The organism is Psychrobacter piscatorii (assembly GCF_904846415.1).
GTDB classification, from domain to species: domain Bacteria; phylum Pseudomonadota; class Gammaproteobacteria; order Pseudomonadales; family Moraxellaceae; genus Psychrobacter; species Psychrobacter piscatorii.
The window spans coordinates 15,745-41,208 of the sequence record NZ_CAJHAR010000029.1; the positions used below are offsets into that span (position 1 = coordinate 15,745).

22 protein-coding genes and 1 pseudogene are annotated in these 25,464 nt (G+C 43.6%); 7 read left to right on the forward strand and 16 right to left on the reverse strand.

Annotated features, from left to right (window positions below; all coding sequences use genetic code 11):
- Positions 1-13: 13 nt before the first annotated feature.
- Complete coding sequence (locus JMX83_RS11945) at positions 14-427, forward strand: PaaI family thioesterase (RefSeq protein ID WP_201602077.1); 414 nt, start codon at positions 14-16, stop codon at positions 425-427.
- Between the two features lie 46 nt (positions 428-473).
- Here the strand turns inward: JMX83_RS11945 and JMX83_RS11950 are convergent, their stop codons facing one another.
- The 10 genes from JMX83_RS11950 to JMX83_RS11995 all read right to left on the reverse strand — a co-directional run bounded on the left by JMX83_RS11950 (position 474) and on the right by JMX83_RS11995 (position 11,544).
- Positions 474-1,103 carry a c-type cytochrome gene (locus tag JMX83_RS11950; RefSeq protein ID WP_201602121.1) on the reverse strand — a complete coding sequence of 210 codons (630 nt, stop codon included), beginning with the start codon at positions 1,101-1,103 and terminating at the stop codon, positions 474-476.
- 147 nt (positions 1,104-1,250) lie between these two features.
- On the reverse strand, positions 1,251-2,852 hold the full coding sequence (locus tag JMX83_RS11955; protein ID WP_201602079.1) for a flavin monoamine oxidase family protein: 1,602 nt from the start codon (positions 2,850-2,852) through the stop codon (positions 1,251-1,253).
- 93 nt (positions 2,853-2,945) lie between these two features.
- Positions 2,946-4,340 (reverse strand): c-type cytochrome, encoded by a 1,395-nt coding sequence (locus JMX83_RS11960; protein ID WP_406947636.1) that lies wholly within the window; start codon positions 4,338-4,340, stop codon positions 2,946-2,948.
- 140 nt (positions 4,341-4,480) lie between these two features.
- Positions 4,481-5,050, reverse strand: coding sequence for a YceI family protein (locus tag JMX83_RS11965; RefSeq protein ID WP_227675843.1), 570 nt, complete (start codon positions 5,048-5,050; stop codon positions 4,481-4,483).
- Between the two features lie 239 nt (positions 5,051-5,289).
- Positions 5,290-6,084 carry a PAP2 family lipid A phosphatase gene (locus JMX83_RS11970; RefSeq protein WP_201602083.1) on the reverse strand — a complete coding sequence of 265 codons (795 nt, stop codon included), beginning with the start codon at positions 6,082-6,084 and terminating at the stop codon, positions 5,290-5,292.
- Positions 6,085-6,133: 49 nt separating this feature from the next.
- A complete protein-coding gene (locus tag JMX83_RS11975) occupies positions 6,134-6,595 on the reverse strand; it encodes a diacylglycerol kinase (RefSeq protein ID WP_406947637.1) in 462 nt (153 codons plus the stop codon).
- A 222-nt stretch (positions 6,596-6,817) separates the two neighbouring features.
- Positions 6,818-8,164 (reverse strand): sensor histidine kinase, encoded by a 1,347-nt coding sequence (locus JMX83_RS11980; RefSeq protein ID WP_201602088.1) that lies wholly within the window; start codon positions 8,162-8,164, stop codon positions 6,818-6,820.
- A 77-nt stretch (positions 8,165-8,241) separates the two neighbouring features.
- A complete protein-coding gene (locus JMX83_RS11985; RefSeq protein WP_201602091.1) occupies positions 8,242-8,943 on the reverse strand; it encodes a response regulator transcription factor in 702 nt (233 codons plus the stop codon).
- Positions 8,944-8,999: 56 nt separating this feature from the next.
- Positions 9,000-10,688 (reverse strand): phosphoethanolamine transferase, encoded by a 1,689-nt coding sequence (locus tag JMX83_RS11990; RefSeq protein ID WP_227675844.1) that lies wholly within the window; start codon positions 10,686-10,688, stop codon positions 9,000-9,002.
- Positions 10,689-10,854: 166 nt separating this feature from the next.
- Positions 10,855-11,544 (reverse strand): Crp/Fnr family transcriptional regulator, encoded by a 690-nt coding sequence (locus tag JMX83_RS11995; RefSeq protein WP_201602097.1) that lies wholly within the window; start codon positions 11,542-11,544, stop codon positions 10,855-10,857.
- An 85-nt stretch (positions 11,545-11,629) separates the two neighbouring features.
- Between JMX83_RS11995 and JMX83_RS12000 the strand changes: the two genes are divergently transcribed.
- The 3 genes from JMX83_RS12000 to JMX83_RS12010 all read left to right on the forward strand — a co-directional run bounded on the left by JMX83_RS12000 (position 11,630) and on the right by JMX83_RS12010 (position 16,139).
- On the forward strand, positions 11,630-12,421 hold the full coding sequence (locus tag JMX83_RS12000; RefSeq protein ID WP_227675845.1) for a class II aldolase/adducin family protein: 792 nt from the start codon (positions 11,630-11,632) through the stop codon (positions 12,419-12,421).
- Between the two features lie 394 nt (positions 12,422-12,815).
- Positions 12,816-15,173 carry an ATP-binding protein gene (locus tag JMX83_RS12005; RefSeq protein ID WP_201602100.1) on the forward strand — a complete coding sequence of 786 codons (2,358 nt, stop codon included), beginning with the start codon at positions 12,816-12,818 and terminating at the stop codon, positions 15,171-15,173.
- A 33-nt stretch (positions 15,174-15,206) separates the two neighbouring features.
- On the forward strand, positions 15,207-16,139 hold the full coding sequence (locus JMX83_RS12010; protein ID WP_201602103.1) for a response regulator: 933 nt from the start codon (positions 15,207-15,209) through the stop codon (positions 16,137-16,139).
- A gap of 123 nt (positions 16,140-16,262) precedes the next feature.
- Here the strand turns inward: JMX83_RS12010 and JMX83_RS12015 are convergent, their stop codons facing one another.
- From JMX83_RS12015 to JMX83_RS12035, 5 genes are all read right to left on the reverse strand, one after another.
- On the reverse strand, positions 16,263-17,036 hold the full coding sequence (locus tag JMX83_RS12015) for a sulfite exporter TauE/SafE family protein (protein WP_227675846.1): 774 nt from the start codon (positions 17,034-17,036) through the stop codon (positions 16,263-16,265).
- A gap of 197 nt (positions 17,037-17,233) precedes the next feature.
- On the reverse strand, positions 17,234-18,739 hold the full coding sequence (locus JMX83_RS12020) for a tripartite tricarboxylate transporter permease (RefSeq protein WP_201602105.1): 1,506 nt from the start codon (positions 18,737-18,739) through the stop codon (positions 17,234-17,236).
- Positions 18,740-18,744: 5 nt separating this feature from the next.
- Entirely contained in the window at positions 18,745-19,200 is a 456-nt protein-coding gene (locus tag JMX83_RS12025; RefSeq protein ID WP_201602107.1) for a tripartite tricarboxylate transporter TctB family protein, read from the reverse strand.
- A 115-nt stretch (positions 19,201-19,315) separates the two neighbouring features.
- Positions 19,316-20,335 (reverse strand): Bug family tripartite tricarboxylate transporter substrate binding protein, encoded by a 1,020-nt coding sequence (locus tag JMX83_RS12030; RefSeq protein WP_201602109.1) that lies wholly within the window; start codon positions 20,333-20,335, stop codon positions 19,316-19,318.
- Positions 20,336-20,947: 612 nt separating this feature from the next.
- Positions 20,948-22,237, reverse strand: coding sequence for an SLC13 family permease (locus JMX83_RS12035; RefSeq protein WP_201602111.1), 1,290 nt, complete (start codon positions 22,235-22,237; stop codon positions 20,948-20,950).
- Between the two features lie 345 nt (positions 22,238-22,582).
- Here JMX83_RS12035 and JMX83_RS12040 point away from each other — a divergent pair, with 345 nt between their 5' ends.
- From JMX83_RS12040 to JMX83_RS12050, 3 genes and pseudogenes are all read left to right on the forward strand, one after another.
- The gene (locus JMX83_RS12040) at positions 22,583-23,185 is read left to right on the forward strand and encodes a GntR family transcriptional regulator (RefSeq protein WP_227675847.1); all 603 of its coding nucleotides are present in this window, start codon (positions 22,583-22,585) and stop codon (positions 23,183-23,185) included.
- A 113-nt stretch (positions 23,186-23,298) separates the two neighbouring features.
- On the forward strand, positions 23,299-24,267 hold the full coding sequence (locus JMX83_RS12045; protein WP_227675850.1) for an IS4 family transposase: 969 nt from the start codon (positions 23,299-23,301) through the stop codon (positions 24,265-24,267).
- Between the two features lie 22 nt (positions 24,268-24,289).
- A pseudogene (locus JMX83_RS12050) lies at positions 24,290-24,505 on the forward strand (GntR family transcriptional regulator); the annotation flags it as partial.
- A 157-nt stretch (positions 24,506-24,662) separates the two neighbouring features.
- Here the strand turns inward: JMX83_RS12050 and JMX83_RS12055 are convergent.
- Positions 24,663-25,358, reverse strand: a complete 696-nt coding sequence (locus JMX83_RS12055; protein ID WP_201602113.1) for a hypothetical protein — start codon at positions 25,356-25,358, stop codon at positions 24,663-24,665.
- Positions 25,359-25,464 lie beyond the last annotated feature (106 nt).

Here is a 25,464-nt window from a genome sequence, read left to right on the forward strand (position 1 = left end):
TCAAGGAAGAATTATGTCTGCAACCAAAGAAGAAATCAGCGCCTTTATGGCGTTAGAATTTCCACAAACCAAATGTATCGTCGAAGCAGTCAGTGAAAATGGCGCGACCTTATCACACGATATTGGCATAGATGAGCTACGTCCCGGTGGCACCGTGTCAGGACCTGTCATGATGGCCGTCGCTGACGTCGCCATCTATGTTGCGATACTTGGGAAAATCGGTATCGTGCCATTGACAGTGACGACGAGTCTGACTATCAATTTTTTGCGTAAACCATCAGCGGATGCACGTATTATTGCTGAATGTACCTTACTCAAAGTAGGGCGAGCCTTGATAGTGGGCGAGGTGTCTCTGTATTCAGAAGGTTCAGATGAGGTCGTGGCACACGTAGTCGGTACCTATTCTGTACCGCCCAAGCGTATCTAAAATGCTATGTAAGCGTTTGGATATCTTATAAAATAGCGAGTGCCATTTATTCACTCGGATCTGAACCTGGTGGAAAATCATGGCGTAGCTGCGCAACATTAGCAGTCGTAACCGTGTCAGTGAAGTTGTTCAAATCGCTATGCACGTATTGTGTGACCGCTGCTATTTGCGCATCATTCATCATGCTATGGAACGACGGCATACCTCGCAGACCATTGATTAACACACTAATAATATAGTATTTCGATTGCATCTTACTGTTGTTAGCCAGCGGTGGATAGTAACCAGCGCCGTATGCACCTTCACCTTTGTGCATATGACAACCTGCACAAGAGTCGTTATAGAGTTTCTTACCATTGGTCGTAAAAAACCCCGTTTTGCCTTGTGTGCTGCCTTCAAATTTAGTGAGCCATTTCTGCATGCTAGCATCATCGCTCATTTTTGGTATTGAGCGCACATCGACAATATTGCTGGCGGGTTCAGCCAACTCTGCTTTGGACATATATACGCCGCCCCATGCACCTTGATTGCGACTGGCCTGATTGTCAAAACTATTGTTAAATAGCATGGGCGCTGTCTGCGGGCTAGCGATAGTGGCTGCGTTTTTTGCCTTATACTGACTACAGCCTGACAACGTTGTTAATGCAATTGACCCGCCAACCATGACCGTCATCATTGCTTTGCTCGAGCTGAGCGAGCTAGATGATTTTATCGGGTTTATTGTCACCATGTTCATGATTATTCCTAATGTACCTAGTCTCATTATTATCATCCTTGGTTCAAAGCCAAACTGGTCATCCAAAAGCTTATTAAAAAGACACTGCTACCCAAGTTTCTTGGCCTTTTGATGCAAGCGTTTAGCAGCATCCATACCAGATAATATTGCCCCTTCTTGCCACGCAGGAATGTGCGAACAGTGCTCACCTGCCAGTACGATGCGGTGATCAATCTCGCAGAGTGTCTCGTAATACTGCTCACGACTGGACTCGCTCCAGATACCATAACAGCCAAGCGACCAAGGGATACGGTGCCATGCAACCGAAGTGCCCGAGCGGAACTCTTTGGTATACTGCGGATGAATCTGTTTGCCATAGGCGAGCGCCGCGTTGATACGTTCTTTGGGTGTTAATGAGTTAAATTTGTACGAAGTCTCCCCAAATCCGTAAGCGCCAAGTAATACACCAGCGCCTGTGCTAAACATATCTTGTGACGGATAGGAGATTTGGGTGATCGGCAGATCAGTATAGGTGATACCGCCATAAATCCATTCATCCTCTTCCCAGAACCGCCGTTTGAATTCTAAACCCACTTTATACGAGCTGTCATAAGGGACGGCTGCCATCGCTTTTTTCATCGGATCGGAGACGTTGATATCAATTTGAGTCAATATGGATAAAGGAATCGTACAAATGCACCAATCCGCGCGCACCGTTTTGGTAGCACCGTCAGGGCTGTTGCTATCGACATAATCAACGCTAACGCCTGTCTCGTCTTGATTGATTTTGGTGACTTTGGCATTGAATGTGATCATATCTCGGCACTCGCGCGTGAACGCATCACCGATTTTTCCCATACCGCCGACAGGCTGAAACATCGTTGGTTGATGCACATGGACGGTATAGTTGCTATAAATGTCCGACCACATGCCTGAGTCCAATAATTTATCCATCGGTATGGGCGTTGATGGTTTGGCATCTGGCATCAATCCACCACCCGGATACACACTATAGCCGCGATGCTTGCCAGTTTCATGGCTTTTGACATAGCGATAGTTATTATCAAGGACGCCCCAGCCCTTTAGACCTTCGAGTAGTTTCTCTTTGTCCTCTTTATTAACCGTACTATCGAGACTGCCTTTATTTACGGCTTTGGACAATAACTCTGACACATAACCACGAATATCGCTCTGTACTTCGCCCAAGCGCTGCGGCGCGCCGTTAAAGTGATTGGTACGGTGTAGATAAGCACGATCATTGGTTTGGATAAAGGGTTGCAATGCGACGCCAAACTTTTTGCAGTAATGAAAGACCGCGTAATGATGGATGGGCAATCGCCATGGACCGCCATTAAAGTAATTGCCTTGTTTAAAGTCGCAAGTGACCTCAGCGCCGCCCAGCTCTGTATATTTGTCACCGCTATTGAGTGTCCAGCTACGTCCGCCGCCACGATTTTGGTACTCAAGCACGGTCACTTTGTAGCCTGCTTTGCGTAGCTCATAGGCCGCAGTTAGCCCGCCCAATCCTGCACCCAAAATCACAATGCTGGCACCAGCTGGTGCACCTTTCAGACTCATTTCTTCTTTAAAGCTCGACTCGGAGGCAAACCCCAACGTGGTCATCGCTTGATACATTGCGGTCGCGCCTGCGGTCTTGCCTATCATTGAGAGCAGTTGCCGACGCGTAGGGGATTGAAGCAGGTCATTCATAGGATTATCCTTATCGTGCGGGTCTCTGCCATATGATAAAAGGCGAAGATTAGAGCGCATTTTTATAGTTAGTTTTAATGCCAATTCTTAGGGTTAGCTTTTTTCTTTTATCACACGCGTGACATCAGCCGCGCTGACATCGCTGCTTGGTAGACCACCAAATGTGACTCGTACATAGTTAGTGATACTAGCGATTTGTGCAGGGCTTAAATCTTTTGAGAAGCCTGGCATTTTTGGTGCCGTGTTAAATGCACCTTTCGCGCCAAAGGCAATCACGCCAACGAGCGCATCAGGTTTTACGCGGCGAATACTACTGAGGCCAACGATGGATGCATAGCGTGCATCGGGCTGAGCGTAACCATCGACGCCATGACAGCTGGCGCAATTCGCTAAATATAAGTCTTTTGGCGAGTTGCTATTCAGACCACTATTGTTGACACTGCTGACAGTATTCGTTTTGGCCTGCGCCAGATAGTCTTTTTGCTCCAGTAAATTATAAGTAATGGAGTTGTTGACTGGCTGCGGCAGGCGATAGACATTGACCGGTATCAAATAGTCATCGGTCTTAATGGCTGGGACGACTTTTAGATAAGATGCCATCGCGATCAGGTCTTCGTCGGTGAGATAGCGCGTACTATGTGCCACGGCTTCCGCCATCGGTCCGCCCGCATAAGCGCGCTTATCAAGCGTTCCTGTACGCAGGTAAGTCACGATGTCCATTTCGCTCCAAAGGCCGATACCTGTGTCGTTGTCAGGGGTGATATTTGGGGCAAACCATTTGCCGAGTGGCGCCCCAGATAGATAACGGTCTTTATCAAGGCCTTGGGTTAAGTTACGCGGGGTATGGCAGGTGCCACAATGCTCTAAGTTATTGACCAGATATTCACCGCGTTGCTGGGTTTGCGTAAGTCCTGAGCGGTTTTCGGTAGAAGGCACATTGATGACATTCCATGCCAGCATTAAGCTACGGATATTCAACGGGAAAGGGAGGTGTGTGGTTTTTTCAGGAGGTTTGTCTACGATAGGAACGGTCTGGAAATAAGCAAATAATGCACTGATATCGTCATCTGTCATGCCATGATAGGACGGGTAAGGCATCGCAGGATAGATCTGATGACCGGGTGCACGACCTTTGCGCAAGGCTTTTTTAAAATCGGCCTCAGTATAATTGCCAATACCATAGCGCGTCGATGGTGTGATATTGGTCGAGTAGATATTGCCAATCGGCGTCTCAATCGGTACGCCGCCACTATAGTCTTCACGGTGACAGGCCATACAATCAGCGGTACGCGCTACGTAAGCCCCGCGGTTGGCAAGCGCACTATTGGCTGGGCTGACATTTGGTAGGGTTATTCGACTGGGCAAAGTATCTATTGGCAGGCTGACAGTTTCTGCCATCACGACGGTAGACACTAAGCTAAATCCCAGTCCCAATGCTACTGCCAATGAAAACGACAATGTTGGCATGACGGCAGAAAGTGGCTTCATAATGTCCTTATAATACTGATAAATCATCCTTAATCCCTCATCCTAATATGCCTGCAATTCGCCAGTCGTGTCTACCAAAATAAAGCAACGTGATAACTATCTATATTGAAAAAGCAATGTCGTAAAGTTAACACTGATTGCTATTGTCTGGCGGCTTCGACTTTTATATTTAAGTTAAGATTTTTGGTCAGTCCAAACCAGACAAATTTGTTTATATTCCATTTTGTGCGATCAATTGTCGCAGTGAAGTCGCCACCGCAAACATCCTTTTTAAGACTGGGGCTCAAATAACAATCAAAATTCTTGGCTTTCAGGCTAATAGGATGTGTCTCACCATGTAGTGTCAGCTTGCCATCTACTCTTGTTACCTGCGGGCTTTTTTTGTCTTGATCAAAATACCACTTCGTCGACTTAAATTGCGCCGAGGGAAATTTTTTTGCATCAAAAAAATCCGGCCCCGTTAGACTGCTGTTAAAAGAGGAGTTGCCTGTATTTAAGGACTCTATCGGTATGATTAATGAGATGTCGCCTGTTTGTAGACTTGGGTCGTATTGCAGTTGACCTTTGATGTCATAAAAGCCACCAGTAGTGGCAGAGGTTTTGAAGCGTTCAATGGCAAATCGTATGTGCGTATTGGTAGGATTGATGGAGTAACTGGCGGCATGACTGTCACCGATAGTGCTGACAAGCAGTAATGGAATAAGCAGCAAGGCGTAGATGTGCGGGATTTTTTGCCCAATGCATAAGAGGTGCCTGGCTACATTCCTTTGTAGGCTATCGATATGTAAAGCGTTTTATTAACGAGCACCATCCATGGTTTTGCTCAATACTAAGCCAGTTCTCATTCATTATTTATACATTGTTTTTCAAATGGTTAGTAGTGCTATTTTGGTAAATATATAAGCGCTGGTTTCAGTTATATCTCAACATTCATATCTCAATATTGATTCTAGATATTGGGTGCCTCAGTGTTAGACAGCTTCATGTCAGCACGGTTTTTATGATTGTCGGTATTTTTAGTTGTATTTGCTATTGAGTGTTTAAAGAAAAGGGTGGCAAGCGTACATGCTATTGTCAGTGATAGCAGCATCGAGACCAAAGTATGACTAAAGAAATGATCGCCAAACAGCATTTTATACAGCCCCATTGTCCATCCCAAGACCGTGACTGTTGTAAATATTTGATAGCGATATTTTTTTAACGTCGGCAAAAAAGCCAATCCATATAAGGAAAACCCTGCACTGGCGTGAGCCGCTGGGAAGCATCTGGCGGGCGTAGCTGCTACGATGTTTTGCCACAGGTTAAGATAGGGCAGATCACCGTTAAAAATGACCAAGTCATTTGGGCAGCTCACATGGGTGACACCTTTGAGCGTGGCAATGCTAGCCGGTACAATCGCTATTATAATCAGTAGATAGCCGATCTCTCGAATTGGTAACGGAAGCAGAAATTTATCGAATTTACGGCGATGCTGCGAGGCGGCGTCAGGCGAAGGCTGTCGATACTTTATGATTAACACTGCTATGAGGTAGACCGCCAGTAGAATTAATAGGGCTTTGGGCAAATCATAAAAGATAAACGCATAAGGCTGCGCGCCCTTTTCTAGTAGCCAGTGTCCATTGCTATAAAAAAGCTCACTGATGCGTATGTCCAACTGGCTATGCTCAAAAACCAAGGTGGCAATGATGGTCACGCACAGTAATTTTAGCCAGCCCCAAGCCATTGAGTGGTTTTCTAAAGTCATGGATACACCTGATAACGTATATTAAGTGGTGATAGATTCCAGCATGCTGCTATAAAAAGACAGACAGCGCCATTAACCATAAGACCGTTAAAAGAAATAACGACAAAAATTGCGCAGCGGAGCCGACATCTTTTGCTATCTTTGCGAGTGGATGCTTGGCGGTTGAGGTATGGTCGACGCAAGCTTCGATACCGGTATTGATCAGCTCAACAATCAAAGATAAAAAAGACGCGATGACTAGCATCATCTTTACACTCATTGCAAAAGGCATAAAAGCGATAGCCACAAACAAGGCAAAGTTGAGCCACACGACTTGTCTAAAAGCCGCCTCAAATTTATAAGCTGCCTTAAAGCCGTCCATTGAATAGCCAGCAGCTTTTATAATTCGGTAAAAGCCCGTTTTACCTTTGGCGCTCTCTGCAAAGCTATCAGGTGTGAGCGCACTGTGATGCGCTGCCTGCTCGATAGGGCCGTGACTGGCTGTCTTGTCTTCAAGATTAATAGGAGTAATTTTATTCATATAGAATTCTTAATGGTCTATTAATATCAAGGTACGCGCTCGGCTTTGCATGACCAAACAAACAGTCAGGCAAAGTCGATATCGCTTGAGTATAAGACGAGAGAGATTAAGAAAGTGTTAAGAGACTATAAAGAGGCTGGGATACGTGGTAATGAACATTAAATATGGAAGAGGGTGTTTTTTAGATGAGATTTTTTGGCGCTATTACATGTGCTACTTGTAATAAATACTAAAAGTGCTGCCGCCTGAATGATTGGCTTGATGGGTCAGCTGCCAGCCCATATGAGACATGATGCGTTGTACGATACTCAGCCCCAAACCTGAGCCTTCAACCTTGTGATTGATATCATGCTCCGATGACAAGGCTGTGCCTGTACCCTCGTCTTTATAGTCATGAGTCAATCGCTCAAACCGTTCATATAATAAAGGCATCATCACCTCAGGAATACCCAGACCCGTATCAGTAACCGTGATTTTTTCGTCATCGATAGTGATGGTCACTTCGCCATCGTCGGTATACTGAAACGCATTTTTTATCAAATTGCCCAATGCCATTTTTAATAGCTCAGGGCGCACATAGGCACTGTATTCTTGCTCAGCGACTACCTGACACGTGACCGTTTTATAGCGCAGCAAATAGGTCAGTCGCTCCACTTCGGCTAAGGCAATGCCATTAATGGATGTTTGCGGTGCATCTAGTTTTTCAGGGGCGCGCGAGAGCAAGAGCAGGGCAGTGATAATCTCGGAGGTCTCACGGGCTGTATTACTGATACGATTGGTAAACTCGTTCAGATAGCTGTCTGCTGCTAACTGTGATGCCAATACCTCAGAAGCACCCATGATGATGGTTAAGGGCGTGCGCAGCTCATGGCTGACATCACTGGTGAACAGTTGCTCGCGCTTGAGATACTGCTCTAGCTTATGATTTTTTTCATCGATAGCTCGCGCCAACACCCCAACCTCAGATGGCATGTGCATCAATTCTGTGAGGTTTTTATGATCCGTTTCGACCGCTTGTTTTAGATCCAATAGCGGCTTGATGATTTGTTTGGAGGACAAATGAGAGAATATAGCGGCAATAAGCAAACTCAAAATGACCGCCACTCTTAGCGTATCTGCAAATATATCTTCTAAGTTTTCAAAGATTTCTAAAACAGGGTAGTGACTCATCACCATCTCAACCCCTTCCAAGTACGTCAAAATGTAAGTCTGATTGCCTTGTTGATAGGCGAAAAAATGAAGGTTGCCGTGGGCTTTGCCAGACTCACCGTCTATAGTGACAGACTTCTCTTGCACCGTTGCCGTTGCTGTGGTTTGCAGATTAGTAGGGGCACTGTCGTAGCGATAGATCTTGATGCCTGGATCGGCAGTATAAATAGAGCGATCGCCATACTTTTCTTGACTGAGATCAAGCTGCTGCAACAGCCGACCCTTGACCAATTCCTGTTCTATTCTACTTTCCGCGTATAGAAAAATACTGACAAAAGCCCCGCATAGCAACAGCGCGAATATAAAGTAGGATAATCGAAACTTATTGGCTATCGAGTCTATATTGAACATAGTAAAGAGGTACTTAATCGAAGGAGGCAATTGATATAGTGAGCGATGGTAGACCGTATGAGGTGCTGCTCTCTCAGCTATACTACCGCGTTTTCTGATTTATTGGGATCGATGATTTGGTAACCAACACCAGGCACTGTCACTATCATGGTTTTGTCAAAAGGCTTGTCGACCTGCGCCCGCACGCTATGCATATGAGTACGTAGCGCATCACTGCTCGGTATATCCAGACCCCAAACCTTTTCTTCAAGTTCTGTCTTGCTGACGACGCGAGGTGCTGCACTCATTAGGATATGTAATATCTTAAATCCAGTTGGGGTGAGCTTAATCGATTTGCCTTCGCGCATAATAGTATGTTCACTATTGTTCAACGATAGCGCGCCCACAGCGATACTGTGTACAAAATGATCGTCCTCATGACGACGTATGAGTGCTTTGATACGGCACTCTAGCTCAATCAATGAAAATGGCTTGACCAAATAATCATCAGCACCGCTATCAAATCCTGCCACTTTATCCAAAATCGTATCGCGAGCAGTGAGCATGAGGACAGGCGTTTTGTCATGCAATTCTTCTCTGAGTTTCTTACACAGCTTGGTGCCATCCATACCTGGTAGCATGACATCGAGCAATATCACGTCATAATGATTGCTTGCGGCGAGCGTTAGCCCACTGTAGCCATTATGTGCGTTGTCCAGCTCAAAGCCTTTGGGCTCAAAAAAAGCATAAATATTGGCCACGATATCGGGGTTGTCTTCAATAACGAGTATCTTATACATGATGTTGACCTAAAAAATAGTGGCTACCTAAAAGATGGAGCAATATAGAAACGGATTTAGTTATTCACTTTAAAAAAGGTTGGCGCCCCTTTGACCGCATCAGTCGTGATGCCAAAAAAGCTAAGCAACGTCGGCGTAATAAAATCGTGTGATACGGGCTGACTGCTCATACTAGAGAGACTATCCGCATCGATGTGATTGCTGTCCGGTGACCAAATGACCGCAGGCACATGTTTTTGAGTATCTGGTGCAAACTTATAGGGTAGACCATGCAAGTAAATATTGTTTTCACCCAAACTCTCGCCATGATCGCTCATATATACCATGACTACATCATAATCTTGTTCGTAAGTCTTTAGGGTATCGATCACGTTATCCAAAAAGTAGTCGGTGTACAGAATCGCATTATCATAGCCATTGATCACAGACTGGGTATCACATTTAGAGAGCTCATTGGTCATACAGACGGGTTTATACGTTTCAAATTCTTTAGGGTAGCGCTGGTAATAAGCGGGGCCATGATTGCCCATTTGGTGTAACAAAATAAGCGTGTCTTTGGGCGTATCTTTCGGTGAGCTGCCTGACTTAACCAGTTTATCAAAACCATCAAGCATGCCAATATCTCGGCATTCAACATCGCAGTTCGGATTGGTATCAGCCGTTTTGAAGTCCTCAAAAGTGACACGATCAGCCACGCCTTTAGAGCTAGAGTTGTTGTCTCGCCAAACGACATTGACCCCTTGCTTGCTGAGCGTATCGAGTACGTTTTCATTGTACTTGGCAGTATCGATATCATAATTCTCCCGATTGGCATAACTGAACATGCAGGGCACTGAGTAAGCAGTGGAGGTGCCACAAGAGACGGCATCTTTAAAACTATAAAGGTTGGACTGTTTTGAGAGTAGCGGCGTGGTGTTGCGTGTATAGCCATTTAAACCAAAGTGATCGGCTCGAGCCGTTTCGCCAACGACGAACACCATCAGTTTGGGTTTTGTAGTGCTACTAGCAGGGGCGACGCGCTTTGCATCTGTCGCATGTAGCGTGAAAGTATCAGGACGGCGCAGCTCATTGACATAATTTTCGCCAAGTTTAATTGTAGAGTAAATAGGCGTGATTGGGTTGGCATAAGAGCGGACTTGTTTGTGCTGACGAAAGAAGCTGGCGTACTGGTCACCAAAGGGTAAAAGACATGCCGCGATGACTGCGATAGACAATATCAAGGTAGCTGTTTTTTGTAGAATACTGCGTTGCCAAGTAAAGCGTTTTAGACGAATTTTGCTAATGATAAATGCTGGTAACACGCCCATTAGCAGCACCCGAATGACCATGCTAGGGGCAAACAATCCCATTGCCTCTGCTTGATCGGTCTCCAGACTGTTGATCAGCATATTGGTGTCAAATATCGTCCCGTAAGCATCTGTAAAATAACCACAGATGGCGGCAGTGACCAGTAGCGCAATTAATACTGGTTTGGCAATCGGACGATAGCAAAGCAGCTGTAATACCAGCCACATCAGTCCAAACAACAAGCCAGTAATAGACAGTATAAAGCCGACATTTTTGCTAAATGGATAGACATTTAGCACCTGTTCAAAAAAGCCAATATTGGCAGTCGCCACCAAATACAAGGCAACGATGATAATAAGATAATTGAGATTTACCTCATGATCGTAGAGCTTACTCAGATAGCTGTTTTTTTTATTGGCTTTGGGCGTGGCGATTTTGGCGGCTTGAGATATGGACATATAAATACTTCTCAACAGAATGATAGGAAACGTCATTCCTTACCATAACAAGTGTGCTGTTAAGAAGATGTTAAGGTGGCAGTTTTGATGCTAATGCTTATGATAGTTTGCGAGGTGTTGAGTGGTTTATAGAAAATTTTACGGAAAGATTTTATAGCTATTCAAATTATTCAGGATTCATCATTGCCCTTAACTCAGACTGATTCTTTATAGTAATAAAACCATAGTGCATATCTATGAATTCCTGTTTTTGCCAAGACTGAATGATTTTATTGATGGTTTGTCTGGTGGTGCCAAGCATAAAGCCAAGCTCTTCTTGCGACAATCGTAAGTCTATCTTGATATCGCCATTCACTTGCTTACCATAAGTACCGATGAGTCCCATGAGCATGCTCGCCAGTCGCGCCGATGTATTGAGTGAGGTGGCATCATCAATCCAATCAAAGGCTCTACGAATACGCGCACAAGTGATAAGCGCGAGGTGCTTGTATAAAATTGGATACTGTTGCGCCGTCTGGATCACCACCTTTCTAGGGATAGAAATCAACGTAACCTTATTGATTGTCCACGCATCATGGGTACGAGGATGGTCATCTATGATAGATATCTCGCCAAACCATTCGCCACTAGATAGGTGAGCGAGGGTCATGGCATTGCCGCTAGCGCTCACATTGCAGACTCTAATCGTACCCGACACGACAAAGTGCAGCGCCGCATCATCGTTGTCACCAATCGCATGAATCATTTGACTTTTTTGGTATATCTTTAGCACAGCGTTATACGCTAGTAGCGCTTGCACATCGGCTGGCAAGTCAGCAAACCAAGGGTCGTTATTTAAATGATGATTGATATTCATAAGTGTCATGTTTTTGACAGATTTGGGTTTGAAGAATGGTGTAAAGTAATTATTCGGACTATCTACAACTGTAAAGGACTATACAATGCAAACAGCGATGAAAACGACCACACAAACTGATTCAACATCGAGTGTACACCATAATATGAGCGAACAAGAGTGGCAGATGCGAGTAAATCTTGCCGCTTGTTATCGCTTGGTTGCTTCTTATGGTTGGGATGATCTGGTATTTACTCATATCTCAGCACGCGTACCAGGGACGGAAGATGAGTTCTTGATCAATCCTTATGGCATGCTATTTGAAGAGATCACCGCCTCCAGCCTAGTCAAAGTCAATAAAGCGGGCGAAAAAGTCTCGCCATCAGCATTCAATGTCAATCCAGCAGGATTTATCATTCATAGTGCCGTACACGAAGCCCGTGATGATGCGCACTGCGTGATTCATTTGCACACCAGCGATGGCGTAGCAGTCTCGGCGCAAGAGCAAGGCCTATTGCCTATCTCGCAGCAATCATTATTTCCTTTGTCTAACTTGGCGTATCACGATTACGAAGGCGTTGCACTTAACCCCGAAGAAAAAGTCCGCTTGGTCGCTGATTTAGGTGACGCTCACTTTATGATTTTACGCAATCATGGTCTGCTGACTTGTGCTGATACAGTCGCCGATGCGTTTTTGAATATGTATATTTTACAAAACGCCTGCGAGATTCAAATTAAAGCGCAGAGCGGTGGCAGCGCATTGACGCCGATACCAGCACAAATATTGGCTGGTATTCAAGCGGCATCTGAGCAGGTGACCAGAGGGGCGAATGGTGATATCGCATGGCCTGCCTTATTAAGAAAGCTACGCCGTACTGACCCATCGTTTGAGGAGTGATTACATACGGGCAGCTTTGGATGAGTATTACCATAGCAGACGTGATATATATGCATAAGTAAAAGACACTTTGGTGATAACGATGGCTTATCTACCGTTTAGAACCCGCATTCTCTAAAAAAATGAATTCAAAAAACGCAGGGTATCAAAAGATGCGCTGCGTTTTTTTTATACATATCTAAAAATCCCTCTCGTTCAACCTTTCTCATTCTCCGTTTTTACAAGCCCTTTTCAATAATCCAACTTTTATCAACCAGTATCTTCTTTGTCATCATATGTTCACAACTCGGCCGTATTCTTAAGCCCACTATAAATAGTTGCTGCGTATAACTTATCTCTCTATCCATTAAGTGATTCATTGATACTAGTTAGTGCGTATATAGAAGGTGTGTTTATGAGCGTTGCTGGCAGGCTTGGTAGTATCTCTACCCGTATGCTGATTATTTTAGCGTTGGCTTTTTCACTGATTATCCTCATGGTGTACTTGGTCATAGAAACCCAAGGCAAGCCGCGCATTATGGAGATGACTTCAGAGACTGTGGTTGAAACAGGCAACGAAGTCATCAATAGCATCATGGTGAGTATCAACCATGTCGATGGGCTGGCAAAGGCGAGCAGCACGATGGCGGGCGGTCTACCTAAAGAGGATGCACTCTACCAAGAAACCTTTGGCAACCTCATGCAACAAATGGATCAAAGAATCGTGGGTGGTGGGGTGTGGTTCGACCCAAATATGTATGCCCAAGGTCAAGAGCGTCAGTCGTTTGTATGGGCGCGCGATGAGTCAGGCAGAATGCAGTCAGTGACGCGCTATGACCAAGTGAGCCAAACGCCCAATGCTTATTATCGAGACTGGTGGTATATCCCAGCGATGTATGCCAATCATGATCACTGCGTCTGGAGTCGGGCATACATCGATCCCACGAGCAATCAGCCAATGATGACTTGTGCTAAAGCGTTATACAACAGTAGCAATCAAGCGTTTGATGGCGTGGTGAGTTTTAACTTATTATTGGACAATCTTGATGCCGCCATGAAGAGATGGCAAGAAAAAATAGGCGGCTATGTCTTTTTAGTTGACTTGGACAATCGATTTTTGACCTTTCCTGATCAGTCGCTTGTCACTCAAACAACAGCCAACAATCCACAAGGCGAGATGATGAACGCCAGTCAATTGGCGGCTATCAATCCTAGCTTTGCCCCAATCGCGGACAGTTTGGGTCGCATTAATGATACGCTGATTGAGGATGCCACTGCCAAAGATAAAGGTCGCTTCACATTAGCGGCTCGTAGTATTTTGAGTACGACCAATCTGGGTAAAATAAGTGAGCAAGAATCTGAGTTGCTCTCAGCGCTATTACTATTAAATATCGATCAAACTTTCAATTTAGTCGACAGTCATCTGGTCGATACCATTGCGGTACCCAATGATTTTGTCTTACAGCAGCCAGCCACCGCCTTCGTCTTTCGCATGCCATTTACTTATTGGAAAATGGTGATTGTAAAGCCCAATAGTGACTTGCTCAGCGTTGCAAATGCTCTATCGAACCAGCTGATTCAAGCCATGCTGCTCGGTTTTATCCCTATTTTATTATTAACGGCATGGGTGTTCCGCAAGTACTTTACTCGTCCATTACAACGTATGTCGCTTTTGGTGTCTGAGATGGGTGCTTTGATTGAAAAAAAACAATATCAAAAACTACTCGCACATAAGCTGCCCAGCTCAAGCGTGAGCGAAATCCAAATCATCAGTGAGCAGACCAACCAGTTGATTGATCGTGTCGTTGAGAACGAAGGCGCGCTTGCCGAAAACAATGTCCATCTAGAAAAACAAGTCGCTGCCCGTACCCAAGATTTACAGCAAGCGATGGATGAGCTAAAAGCCTCACAAGTACAATTAGTGCGCTCCGAAAAAATGGCAACCTTGGGTCAAATGGTGGCAGGCGTGGCGCACGAGGTAAATACGCCACTGGGCTATGTACGCAGTAATATCGAACTGGTCGGTGACAATCTGATGCGTTTCGATGAGCTGATCAACCATACTGACCAGCTATTGCAGGCGCTAAAAGACTCCAATGCTGACCAAGCACAAGTAGCACAATTGACAGCGCAAACGCTACAGTGCTGTGAAGAGATCAAAGAAGATGAAGTCAGTGAGGACTTGGCCGACTTGATCAAAGACAGTTTATACGGTGTTGACCAGATTGCTGAGCTGGTTGTTAGTTTGCGCGATTTTTCTAGAATTGATGAATCAAAAGTAAAAGACGTCGATATCAATGACTGTATCAATACCTCGCTGGTCATGGCGCGCAACAACCTTAAAACCCTAGATATTACTACCAGCCTAGCGACACTGCCGCTGATTCAATGCAATCCCTCGCAAATCAATCAAGTGCTACTAAATTTATTCAACAATGCCGCTCAAGCCATAGCACCTGATCATAAAGGCGAATTGCATATCACATCAGCGGTCGATGAGGGGCAGCAACACGTCGTGGTGCAGGTCACAGATAATGGTATTGGTATCAACGAACAGGCTTTAGAGCGTATCTTTGAGCCGTTTTTCACCACCAAAAAAGCAGGCGATGGGACGGGTTTGGGACTGGCGATCAGCACACAGATTATGGAGCAGCATGGCGGCAGTATTGCAGCGACCTCCATCGTCGGCGAAGGTACGACTTTTACCATTATGCTGCCAATACAGTCGAAAACTTATGAGAATAAACCCTCCAAAACCTTGTTTGAAGGTTGAGATACTTCTCACCACTCACCTAAAGAGAGCATCATGCAAAAACCAAAAATTGCTTTTATCGATGATGAGCCGCGCATATTACGCAGTCTAAAAATGCATTTTCGCCAGTCACACGACGTGTTTGTCACGACAGATGCCACTGAGCTTATGAAATATGTCAGTGAGCACGATGTACAAGTGGTCATCAGCGACCAACGCATGCCGGATAAGCAAGGGACGGAAGTGTTGCGTGATATTAAAGAAGCTTCACCTAATACCATCCGTATCTTACTAACAGGCTATGCGGACCTCAATGCGGTGATTGACTCGGTCAATGACGGAGAGATTTACCGTTATATCACCAAGCCTTGGCAAAATAATGAGCTCAAAAAAATCGTAAATAAAGCCACAGACATTGCTCAGCAAACGCAAGATATTACCCAAAATATGAAGCAAGGGGATGAGTCTCAGAGCTTTATGAATGCTAGTAGCAAAAGAAATATACTGGTATTGGATGATGATGAGAGCATCTATCAAGAAATAAAAAATCAGTTTAAAAGTACTTATACAGTGAGCTGGGCAAGCAACCTCGAGCAGGCTGCGAAGTTATTACAAAAAAAGAAGTTTGGTGTCACCATCACGGATGCGACGCTCAACGAAGAGAACATCACTCCTATTGTCTACGCCCTAAAAAATATCCAGCCCGATCTGATGGTACTGATGTTGACTGAATTTAAAGACGCCCACATGGTGATTGATCTCATCAATAAAGGGCAGGTGTATCGCTGTCTGCCACGTCCTACCAACTTCTCTATCATGAGTATCAGTCTTGACCGCGCCTTTGAGCATCACGAAAAACTGGTACAGCAGCCGATATTAGCAACTCGTCATCATGTTGAAGAAGTACCAGAAGCTGAGACTTTTAATTTTTCTGAAAGATTGAAGGGTTTCTTTGCCAAGTTTAGAGGCTGGCGCATGATGATGTAAGGTATTCTGATTAAGATGTTATATCAGATCAGTATATGATTGAGCATTATCTTTAATAAAGAATAAATACCCGTATTTATAAGAATTTGCGTGACATAATTACGGTATCGAGTGATAGGCGTATTAAAACAATACGTTTATGTTTCTTATGATCATTATTAAACCACTAATCACCATTAGTATCAGAAGCATTATTCTAAACTGACTAATACTGATGCCAGCCAAAAAGCGTTTGCCAATGACGTTGCCAATAACGGCACCCAATCCTAATACCAGACCATACACACAGATCTTGACTGTGAGTATGCCAAAAAAGGCGTAGCTGACGACTTGTACAATACCGACAAAAAAAGAATTCGCCGTTTTGGTCGCAATCAGATTCTCTTTTTCTAGACCTGCATTCATATAAAAAGGGTTAAGGATAGGACCGAGGCCACCCACCAACGTGCTCATAAAGGCAATGAAAAAGCCCACAGGTACAAAACCTACTTTTGGCATATCAAACGTTTTACTTACTTTACCGAACTTGTATTGGAAAATAGTAGAGACTAAAAATGCACCTACCAATAATTGAATCCAACCTGCATCCAAACGGCTAAAGACCAATGCCGCCAACCACGCTCCTACGATAGCACTTGGCACATAGTATTTGGTCAATGACCAGTCAATATCATGCCAAAATAAATAGAGCCGCGAGGCATTACTCATAAAGGTAGCCACGTTAATCACAGGTGGCGCAACCGCAGTTCCTATCATCGAAGAAGTCACTGGTATCAGCAGCATCGCACCGCCACCACCAGATATCGTAGAGATAATAAAAGCGATCATACCAGCACTAAATAGTCCTACTAAGTGCCACGTTGGAATGGTTTGCAATAAATCTAAAACAAGGGGCACTATAAAATCCTATTTCATGAGTGACATCAAGTAGTGATGTTTTGCTAATGTTGGACAGCTGATAAAAAAGTGAAGAGTGTTAAGGGCTTGTCCCTAATAACTATTGAAAGTAGGGTAAAAGTATCTCTAAAAAAACGGTGGCCATACCTGAGTATAACCACCGCCGGAGAGACATTTAGAGATGAACTAGCAAAAACTTATGCAGCAGTCTTCTTAAAGCGTTTACGATACATTTTACGAATGATTGGCATGAAGATCATGACCACGACCAGACCCCATAGTGATACGGTGATTGGGCTGCTCCACAGAATAGACATCTCACCTTGAGAGATAGAGAGAGCACGACGTAGGTTAGACTCCATAAGCTCTCCTAGTACATAACCTAGGATAAGGGCTGATAATGGGAAATGCAGTTTACGTAAGAAATAACCGAAGATACCAAGTCCTACCATGAACACCATATCAAACGTTGTACTGTTGATAGAGTAGACACCAACGAAGCTGATAGCAGCGATTGATGGGATCAAGATATAGTTTGGTACATTCAGTAGCTTAGAGAAGAAACCAACCAAAGGGATGTTCATGACAAGCAAGATAACGTTACAGATGAACAATGAAGCAATAAGACCCCAAACGATATCTGGCTGCTCAGTAAATAACTGTGGACCTGGCGTGATGTTATACAACGTCAACGCACCCATCATAACCGCTGTGGTACCAGAACCAGGAACACCTAGGGTCAACATTGGTACAAATGAGCCACACGCTGATGCGTTATTAGCCGCTTCTGGTGACGCTAGGCCACGAAGATCACCTTCACCGAATTTGCCACTGTCTCCAGCAATTTTACGTTCGCTAGCGTAGGTCATCGCACTGGCAATTGTAGCGCCTGCACCAGGTAGGATACCAACGAAGAAACCCATTGCACCACTACGCAACATAGCACCGATGGTGAAGAGAAATTCTTTCATATTAAATAAGCTACGCTTACCTTGCGCAACTATTTTACCACCCGTACTGGTTCTTTCGAGCAAAATTAAGATTTCACTGACACTAAAGAAACCAATAACGATCGTTGTGAATTGGATACCATCAGATAGGTTGACAGAGTCAAAAGTATAGCGATAAATACCCGTCACTGCATCGACACCGACAGTCGCCAGACCCAAGCCAATCAAGGCTGATACTGCGGTCTTAATCGGTTGATCACCGACCAAACCACTCAAGCAGCAAATCGCGAATACCATCAATACGAAGTATTCAGCAGGGCCAAAAGACACCGCCCATTTAGCCAGTAGCGGGGCGAACAAGACCACGCCAAGGGTTGCAATCGTCGAACCAATAAACGAGGCGACCGCAGAGATGGACAAAGCAATACCTGCCTTACCTTGCACCGCTAGCGGATTACCATCCAATGAGGTCATCACCGCCGCAGCAGACCCTGGTACGTTAAGTAGAATGGCAGAAATACGACCACCATACTCACAACCAAGATAAACAGCTGCCAGTAAGATCAGCGCACTCTCTGGTGGCAGACCAAGGGCAAAAGCAAATGGTAGTAGGATTGCCACACCATTAATAGGGCCAAGGCCAGGCAACATACCCACAATCGTACCAATAAAAGCACCGATAAGCGCAATCAGTAAGTTTTTGGGCAACATCGCTACGCCGAAACCGTGCATTAAAAAATCAAAAGTTTCCATAATAGCTATCCCATTATTCCTGATAATATTCCAAGTGGCAGAATGACGTCCAAAGCTATGTCAAATAAGACATACAGGGCGATACTGATCACAACTGAAAAGATAAGGCTTTTAACAGGGTTGCCTGCAAACAGTAGACCAACCGCAAAACACATCAGGGTGGTAGCAACAACAAAACCTAAAGGCTCAAAAATCAAACTATAAATCAATAATGCACTGACACACAGAACCAGATTTCTAAGCACGACCTTGTTATAGCCTAAATCAATGACTTTGGTAAATCGTGCTGGACGAAAGGCAATAACCAAGGTCAAAAGTGCCATCAGTGAGAAAATTAAAATAGGATAGGGCCGAGGGCCGATAGGATCATAAGCAATGGGAGCAACGTAACCAATAGCCAAGTAGACCAAAAATAAGCTAAATAGTCCCATTAATCCGGAGAACGCACGTTCCATCGTCATAGAGGTATTCCTTAAATTTTAAATAAAAAGGTTGAGAGATGTCTCATCTTTCAACCTTCGATGAATACTAAACAATTTAGTATTCAATCATTAAGGGGATATAGTCTGGGTAATGCTATTGTGCAGCAGCATCAACAAGACCGTACTCAGCAGACAACTCACGTAGCTCACCAGTACGCTTATAGACATACTGCTCAAGCTCATCGCCAGTCATAGAGAATGGTAGTAACTCTTGTTGTTCACGCAATTCGGCAAATTTTGGATCAGCAAGCATTTTATCAAATGAGGCTTTCCACCAGTCGTAAGCGGCAGGGCTAACATCTGGCCCCATGTAGTAACCACGAACGACAGGCCAAGTCACATCGTAGCCTTGCTCGACTGCAGTAGGGATATCAGCCATAGAGCCACCCAATCTTTCATCTGCAAATACGGCCAATACACGTAATTTGCCAGCAGTAGCTTGTGGCATAATCTCAGCGATACCAGCACTCACAACAGTGACATGGTTACCCATTACTGCCGTAATTGCCTCACCGCCGCCTTCCATCGCAACATAAGTCATGTCGCTTGGATTAACACCAACGGCTTTGGCCAAAATAGCGGTTTGCATCCAGTCCTGACCACCAACACTACCACCAGCAGCGAAACTGATTGCTTTTGGATTTGATTTAAGCTCAGCGACCAATCCTGCTAGATCTTTGATTGGCGAGTCAGCATTGACAGCAATAGCACCGTAATCAGTACCAACGGCTGCTAGCCATTTCACGTCTTTTTCAGTGAATTTACCAAATTTACCTTGTGATAAGTTCAGGATTGATCCTGTTGAAAACGCGATGATAGCGTCTTCATTGCTGCGGTCATTGGCAACAATTTTGTTATATGCAACAGCACCTACGCCGCCTGGCATATAAGTGACGCGCATTGGATCTGTCAATATTCCCGTGTCTCTTAGACCTGACTGAGCAAGCTTACAAGTCAAGTCAAAGCCGCCGCCTGGTTTTGCTGGAGCGATACATTCTGGACGTGAAGGACCTGCAAACTCATCTGCACCTGCGCTCGCAGTTTCGTTAGCATTGTTACAAGCTGTCAAGGTAAGTACAGATAGACCAAGCGCTAGATAGGATAGTTTTTTCACACGACACTCCTTGTGTGTATTTTTTCAGTAAAAATCAATAAAATTTTGATTGAAAGGATAGGGCGACTATACAAAAAGTTGGAAGCAGACCAATAATGTTACCAACCTTTACAACAGTAGTCTTTTTGTTCACTTTGCAAAAGTAACAGAATAATTTAGAAATAACAAGAAACATATGTATGTATGTATGAATTTTTTCTAAGTAGCAGTATTAGCTATCTGACGAGTCGCACAAATGGCTATTTCAATGTGAAGTCACAAAGAAACCAGTTTGGGTCTGTAGATGAAATTTTATAATACCAACAATAACAAAAGGTTATGGTTTATCGTAAATAGCGCATATTGTTAATTGGCATAAAAATGATTTTCATTTCAAAGCGGGCAGCTTAATGGTAGGGGTAGGATAGATGAGGTGAGCGACAAAGCTTATGCTGTATTTTGACTACAAAGACTATCTGACAGACATAAAAATACACGCATTCTAGGAATGTTTTGCTAAATGAATACGTCTTTTACTGTGATTTGTTTGTTGTCATCTGTTTGTTGTCATTTGTCTGGATCGTATGCAATGGCATACACATGATCCCTATTGCTGTCTTTTTTCAATAAAAATTAGAACATCATTTGGATAAAGAAAATCGCTATTAGGCCAACGACGATATCTAGAGGCACTGCCTTGAACAGCAGAGTATGCAACAGCTTGTTCTTGTCTATATGCACTTGAGCGGCCCCTAATATCAGACTGCCTCCTGACGAAAAAGGGGAAATAGATGAGCTTTGGGCACCGATGACAATACAGATAAACAAGAAAAAAGGGCTCAAGCCAGAAGCCACAGCCAAGGCAGGTACCATCGGAAATAAAGTTGGTGCAACGACGCCAAGCGTGCTGGCAAATATCGACATAATTGCACTAATAATGAATACCAAAAATGGTATCATCCAAATAGGAACGTTGGTACTGAGCCACTCTGTCAGCTCATAAATAACGCCTACTTCCACACCGAGGCTAATCAACATACCTACGCCGCAAATCATAATAAGCGTATTCCACGGTATCAAAGCAATTACTGTTTTTTCATCACCCAGCTTCAAAAATAAGCTCATCAAAGCGAAGAAAATGGCGATAAAACCAATATCAATCCGAGCGTTCAAAAACTCAATGGCGTCTACGTTCGGTATGAGTAGGTTTGAGATGGGTACGATAAGTACCGTCGCCATCATGATAAAAATCAGCATGATCGACTTTTTCTGATTGCTGTCAAAAGGCTGTGGCACAATAGTCTGAATGGCTATTTTACTGGTCTTAGCATTAATAAAGCTATAAGTGCCTAATAAAACCACAGGCATCAAAAAGGTCGCGGCAAATATACCCAAACCATATGTAAAGGTATTGTCATTGGCAACGCCAGCACCGCTCATAAGCTCTCTAAAAATAACGCCACTCTGTGAGGTGATAAAGTTGGCACCCGCAAGCGCTCCATAGTTCACAGACAAGGTCGCAATAATAATGTTTAAGTTGGTTCTTTTAGATAACAACAAAATCATCGGTGCCATCGTGGCAAGAACCGTGTAATAACCGGCTCCTAAAGCTGCTACAATTGTCGCAGCAAAGAAAATAGCCAGCGGCAAAAACGCTGGAAAATGTCGACACTTGTATATCAAATGCTCACACAGTTTTTCTAACGCGCCATTCGCCAAGGAGAAATTATAGAAGAGTGTCACGGCAAAAATCACAAAAAAAATCTTCAGAGGCCATAGCTTAATAACCTCATAAGCGCTTAGCTGCATACCAAAACAGCCGATAAGGTACGAGAACACAATCGCAAACAAGCCAATATTGATTTTAGTGGTGTAACCCAATGCAATAGAAATTACTATGGCCGCTATAAGATATAGGGTCATATTCGCTCCTTGGTATTGACTGTATGACATCTAAATATCTACATACATATATATGTTTTAGATTAAAGAGCATTGTGATAATGTTGACAAACAGCTTTTTAAGCCAGCAAATCTTATCAGCTTTTTAAGTGTATATAACTCAATAGAATAATAGCAAAAAAGGAGCCGTTAATTAGGTGAGATTGACCAAAAAATCTAGATAGACTTTAATATCGATGAGATGTGTATAGAATTTGGTAAGGGCTTAAAATAGAGTGTCAGAGATATTTTATTTCTTATGAACATGATTGGGTTTAGAAAGATTGGGCGTGTTAATAAAGTCTTCCTATTGTGGTGAAAAAAATTATGGATAATTTTAAAAAATTTAACATGCCACGGTACGAGCAAGTGCGGTGGCATATTCAAACGTTACTGACAGAGAATAAGTGGGATGAAAAAACCCCCTTACCGACAGAACAGGAGTTTGCAGACAAGTATCAAGTATCGGTGGGCACCGTACGCAAAGCGGTCGAAAAGTTAGTGGATGACGGCGTTTTGATAAAGCAGCAAGGTCGCGGTACTTTTTTAAAAAGGCCCAACTTTGAGGGCTCGTTATTAAGGTTTTTCAAATACCGCGATAAAGACGCTTCTTATGTCATACCGACTGGCGTCATCAAAAAGGTCATGTTGATAGAGCCTGTTGAGGCAATTAATAAAGAATTAAACATTCACGAAAAGGAAAGTTTAATTTATATAGAACGTGTGCGTATTGTCGAAGACAGAGTGATTTTGAGTGAAAGAATTTGGTTACCCGAGAGCCGTTACCAAGATTTTATCGGTCTTGAACCTGAAGACTTTGAAAATCTTTTATATCCTTTTTCTCTGCACACGACAAAAAAACAAAAAAGTCTGTTAAAGCAAAGGCATAATAGTAATTTTCAAGACGAATCAGACCATGCCAAACTTTAACAGACTTAGTGAAACTTTAACTCAAAACCTGAGTATGAACAAGGCAAGAATCACATGTTTGAGCCTAATGATAATAGCCCTGATTACTGCTCAAAGCAGTAATCTTAAAAAAAATAGCAAGACACCTTCCTAAGGGTGGCAAGACCGACAGTCACTATCGCAGACTACAGCGATTTTTTGCCGAAGCGAGGATAGACTACAATCAACTGGCTTTGATGATATATCGACTATTTGGGCTAGGCAAAGTCACCTTAACCATTGACCGCACCAACTGGAAATGGGGTAAAAGTAACCTCAACATCTTTATGCTAGGGGTGGTATATAAAGGGATAGCCATCCCCTTATACTGGCACATGCTAGATAAGCGAGGTAATACAAACCATCTTGAACGCTGTGAACTTATTGAGCGGTTTATCAAACAATTTGGCAAAGATAACCTTGAGATGATAGTAGCAGACAGAGAGTTTGTTGGCGAAAAATGGTTTAACTGGCTCACCAATAATCACATACCCTTTGCCATACGGATTAAGAAGAACAGTAAAGTTGAGAATCATCATGGCAAGTTGGTACAGATTAAAGAGTTATTACGCCATGTTAGCCATCAAGAAACATATCGACATGGACGAATACTGACTGTCGATGGTTGTTTGGTTCGAGTATTTGCCAAGCGTGATAAAGACTATGGTTTAGTGATTGTGGCCACCAATCAACTAGAAACAGTGGATGCGATGACAAGCTATGCTAAGCGTTGGGAGATTGAGACTTTATTTGCTTGTCTAAAGGGCCGTGGCTTTAATCTTGAAGATACCCACTTAACCCATCTTGATCGGGTCAGTAAATTAGTCGCAGTGAACGCCTTAGCATTTTGTTGGGCTTATCATGTCGGTATTTATAAAGACAAAGATAAGCCGTTAAAGCGCAAGTTAAAGTCAAACGCTCGACCTCAAGCCAGTTTGTTTGCGCTTGGCCTGGATGTGTTGATTGAAGGTCTTCGTTTGGTGTTCTTTAACAATGATAAGACTGTATTTCGACAGTTAGTTAGCTTTTTAACCCCTAAACCTATGAAAATCGGGTGGGGATGATTTTTTTGTCGTGTGCAGAGATCCTTTTTATTACAAAAAGTGCGGTCAGTTTGTCTCGTCAGCTGTAGAAATGCTGTTTTTTATCTCTAATCATATAGACCCTTATCTGGACAATACCGAGCAAGAAAACTTAGTGAAAGTATGCCGCGTTGCTAAAAATCTAGAAGGGGACCCTATCGAATATAGAGAGTCTTATGGATTGGCAGAAAAGTTCAGTTATGAGGTCAATATCATTTAACCATTGGCCATTGGCGAGTGTGGTGGTTAAATAATAGTCCATAAGTCATAAAAAAGGAGCCGATGATTCGGCTCCTTTTTTATGTCAGTTTTATTTTTATTTGGAATCTAGAATCTATGAACGACCGATTAAAGAAATGGTTGATACATAGAACTGCTTACTTGCTGTTAAACGTAATCGTCTGTCCGCTATTACCAGCTGGCGGTGCGATAGTGACTTTGCTCGCAAGTATGTCGCCTTTGGCATTGATTTTGTAGCATTCTTTTGAGCTGCCCTCAGAGGTGCCACCAGCAAGCATATTGTCTGAGGTTTCGATACAGAACCATGCGGTCTGATTGCTATCTCGCGTCAGGGACCAGTTTTGGTTATAGGTTCCTATTTTTTTGCGCATGCTGCTATCGCTATAGACATTTTCAGTAATCAATTTGTTTGAGGCGCCCACCGTCGCCATTTTTGGGATAGTGGTCGTTTGGTTTGAGACCGAATATTTGCCTGTGCTGTCCGTAAAACCGTGAAATACCAGAGGGTTCAAGGTGAAGTAATTGATAGCGACTGACTGGTTAGTGATTTGATTGTTCACTTTGTTGATCGTGTTGATCTCAGTACCTTGTACCTTTTTATTATTGAAGACCATATTGCCTTTAGGCGTGACTTGAATATCTGCTGAGGCCGTCTGATTGCCGATAGTGGCAACCAAATTTTCACTACGTTGTTTGGTATAGATATTGAGCATAGCGGTCTCAACAGGGTACTCGGTCACTATGTTGTTTGGGTTGGTATTACCCATCGTTCCACCGCTCGCACAAGCGCTTAAGCCCAGTCCTGCGGCAATACATAATCCTAATGTTTTCATGATTTAATCCCTCAGTCTATTTAGATGAATGCTATTAGTAGCTACTGTAAGTAGCAGTTATTATAAGGAATATCTACTATAATCGAATTTTTTAGCAATGACATCT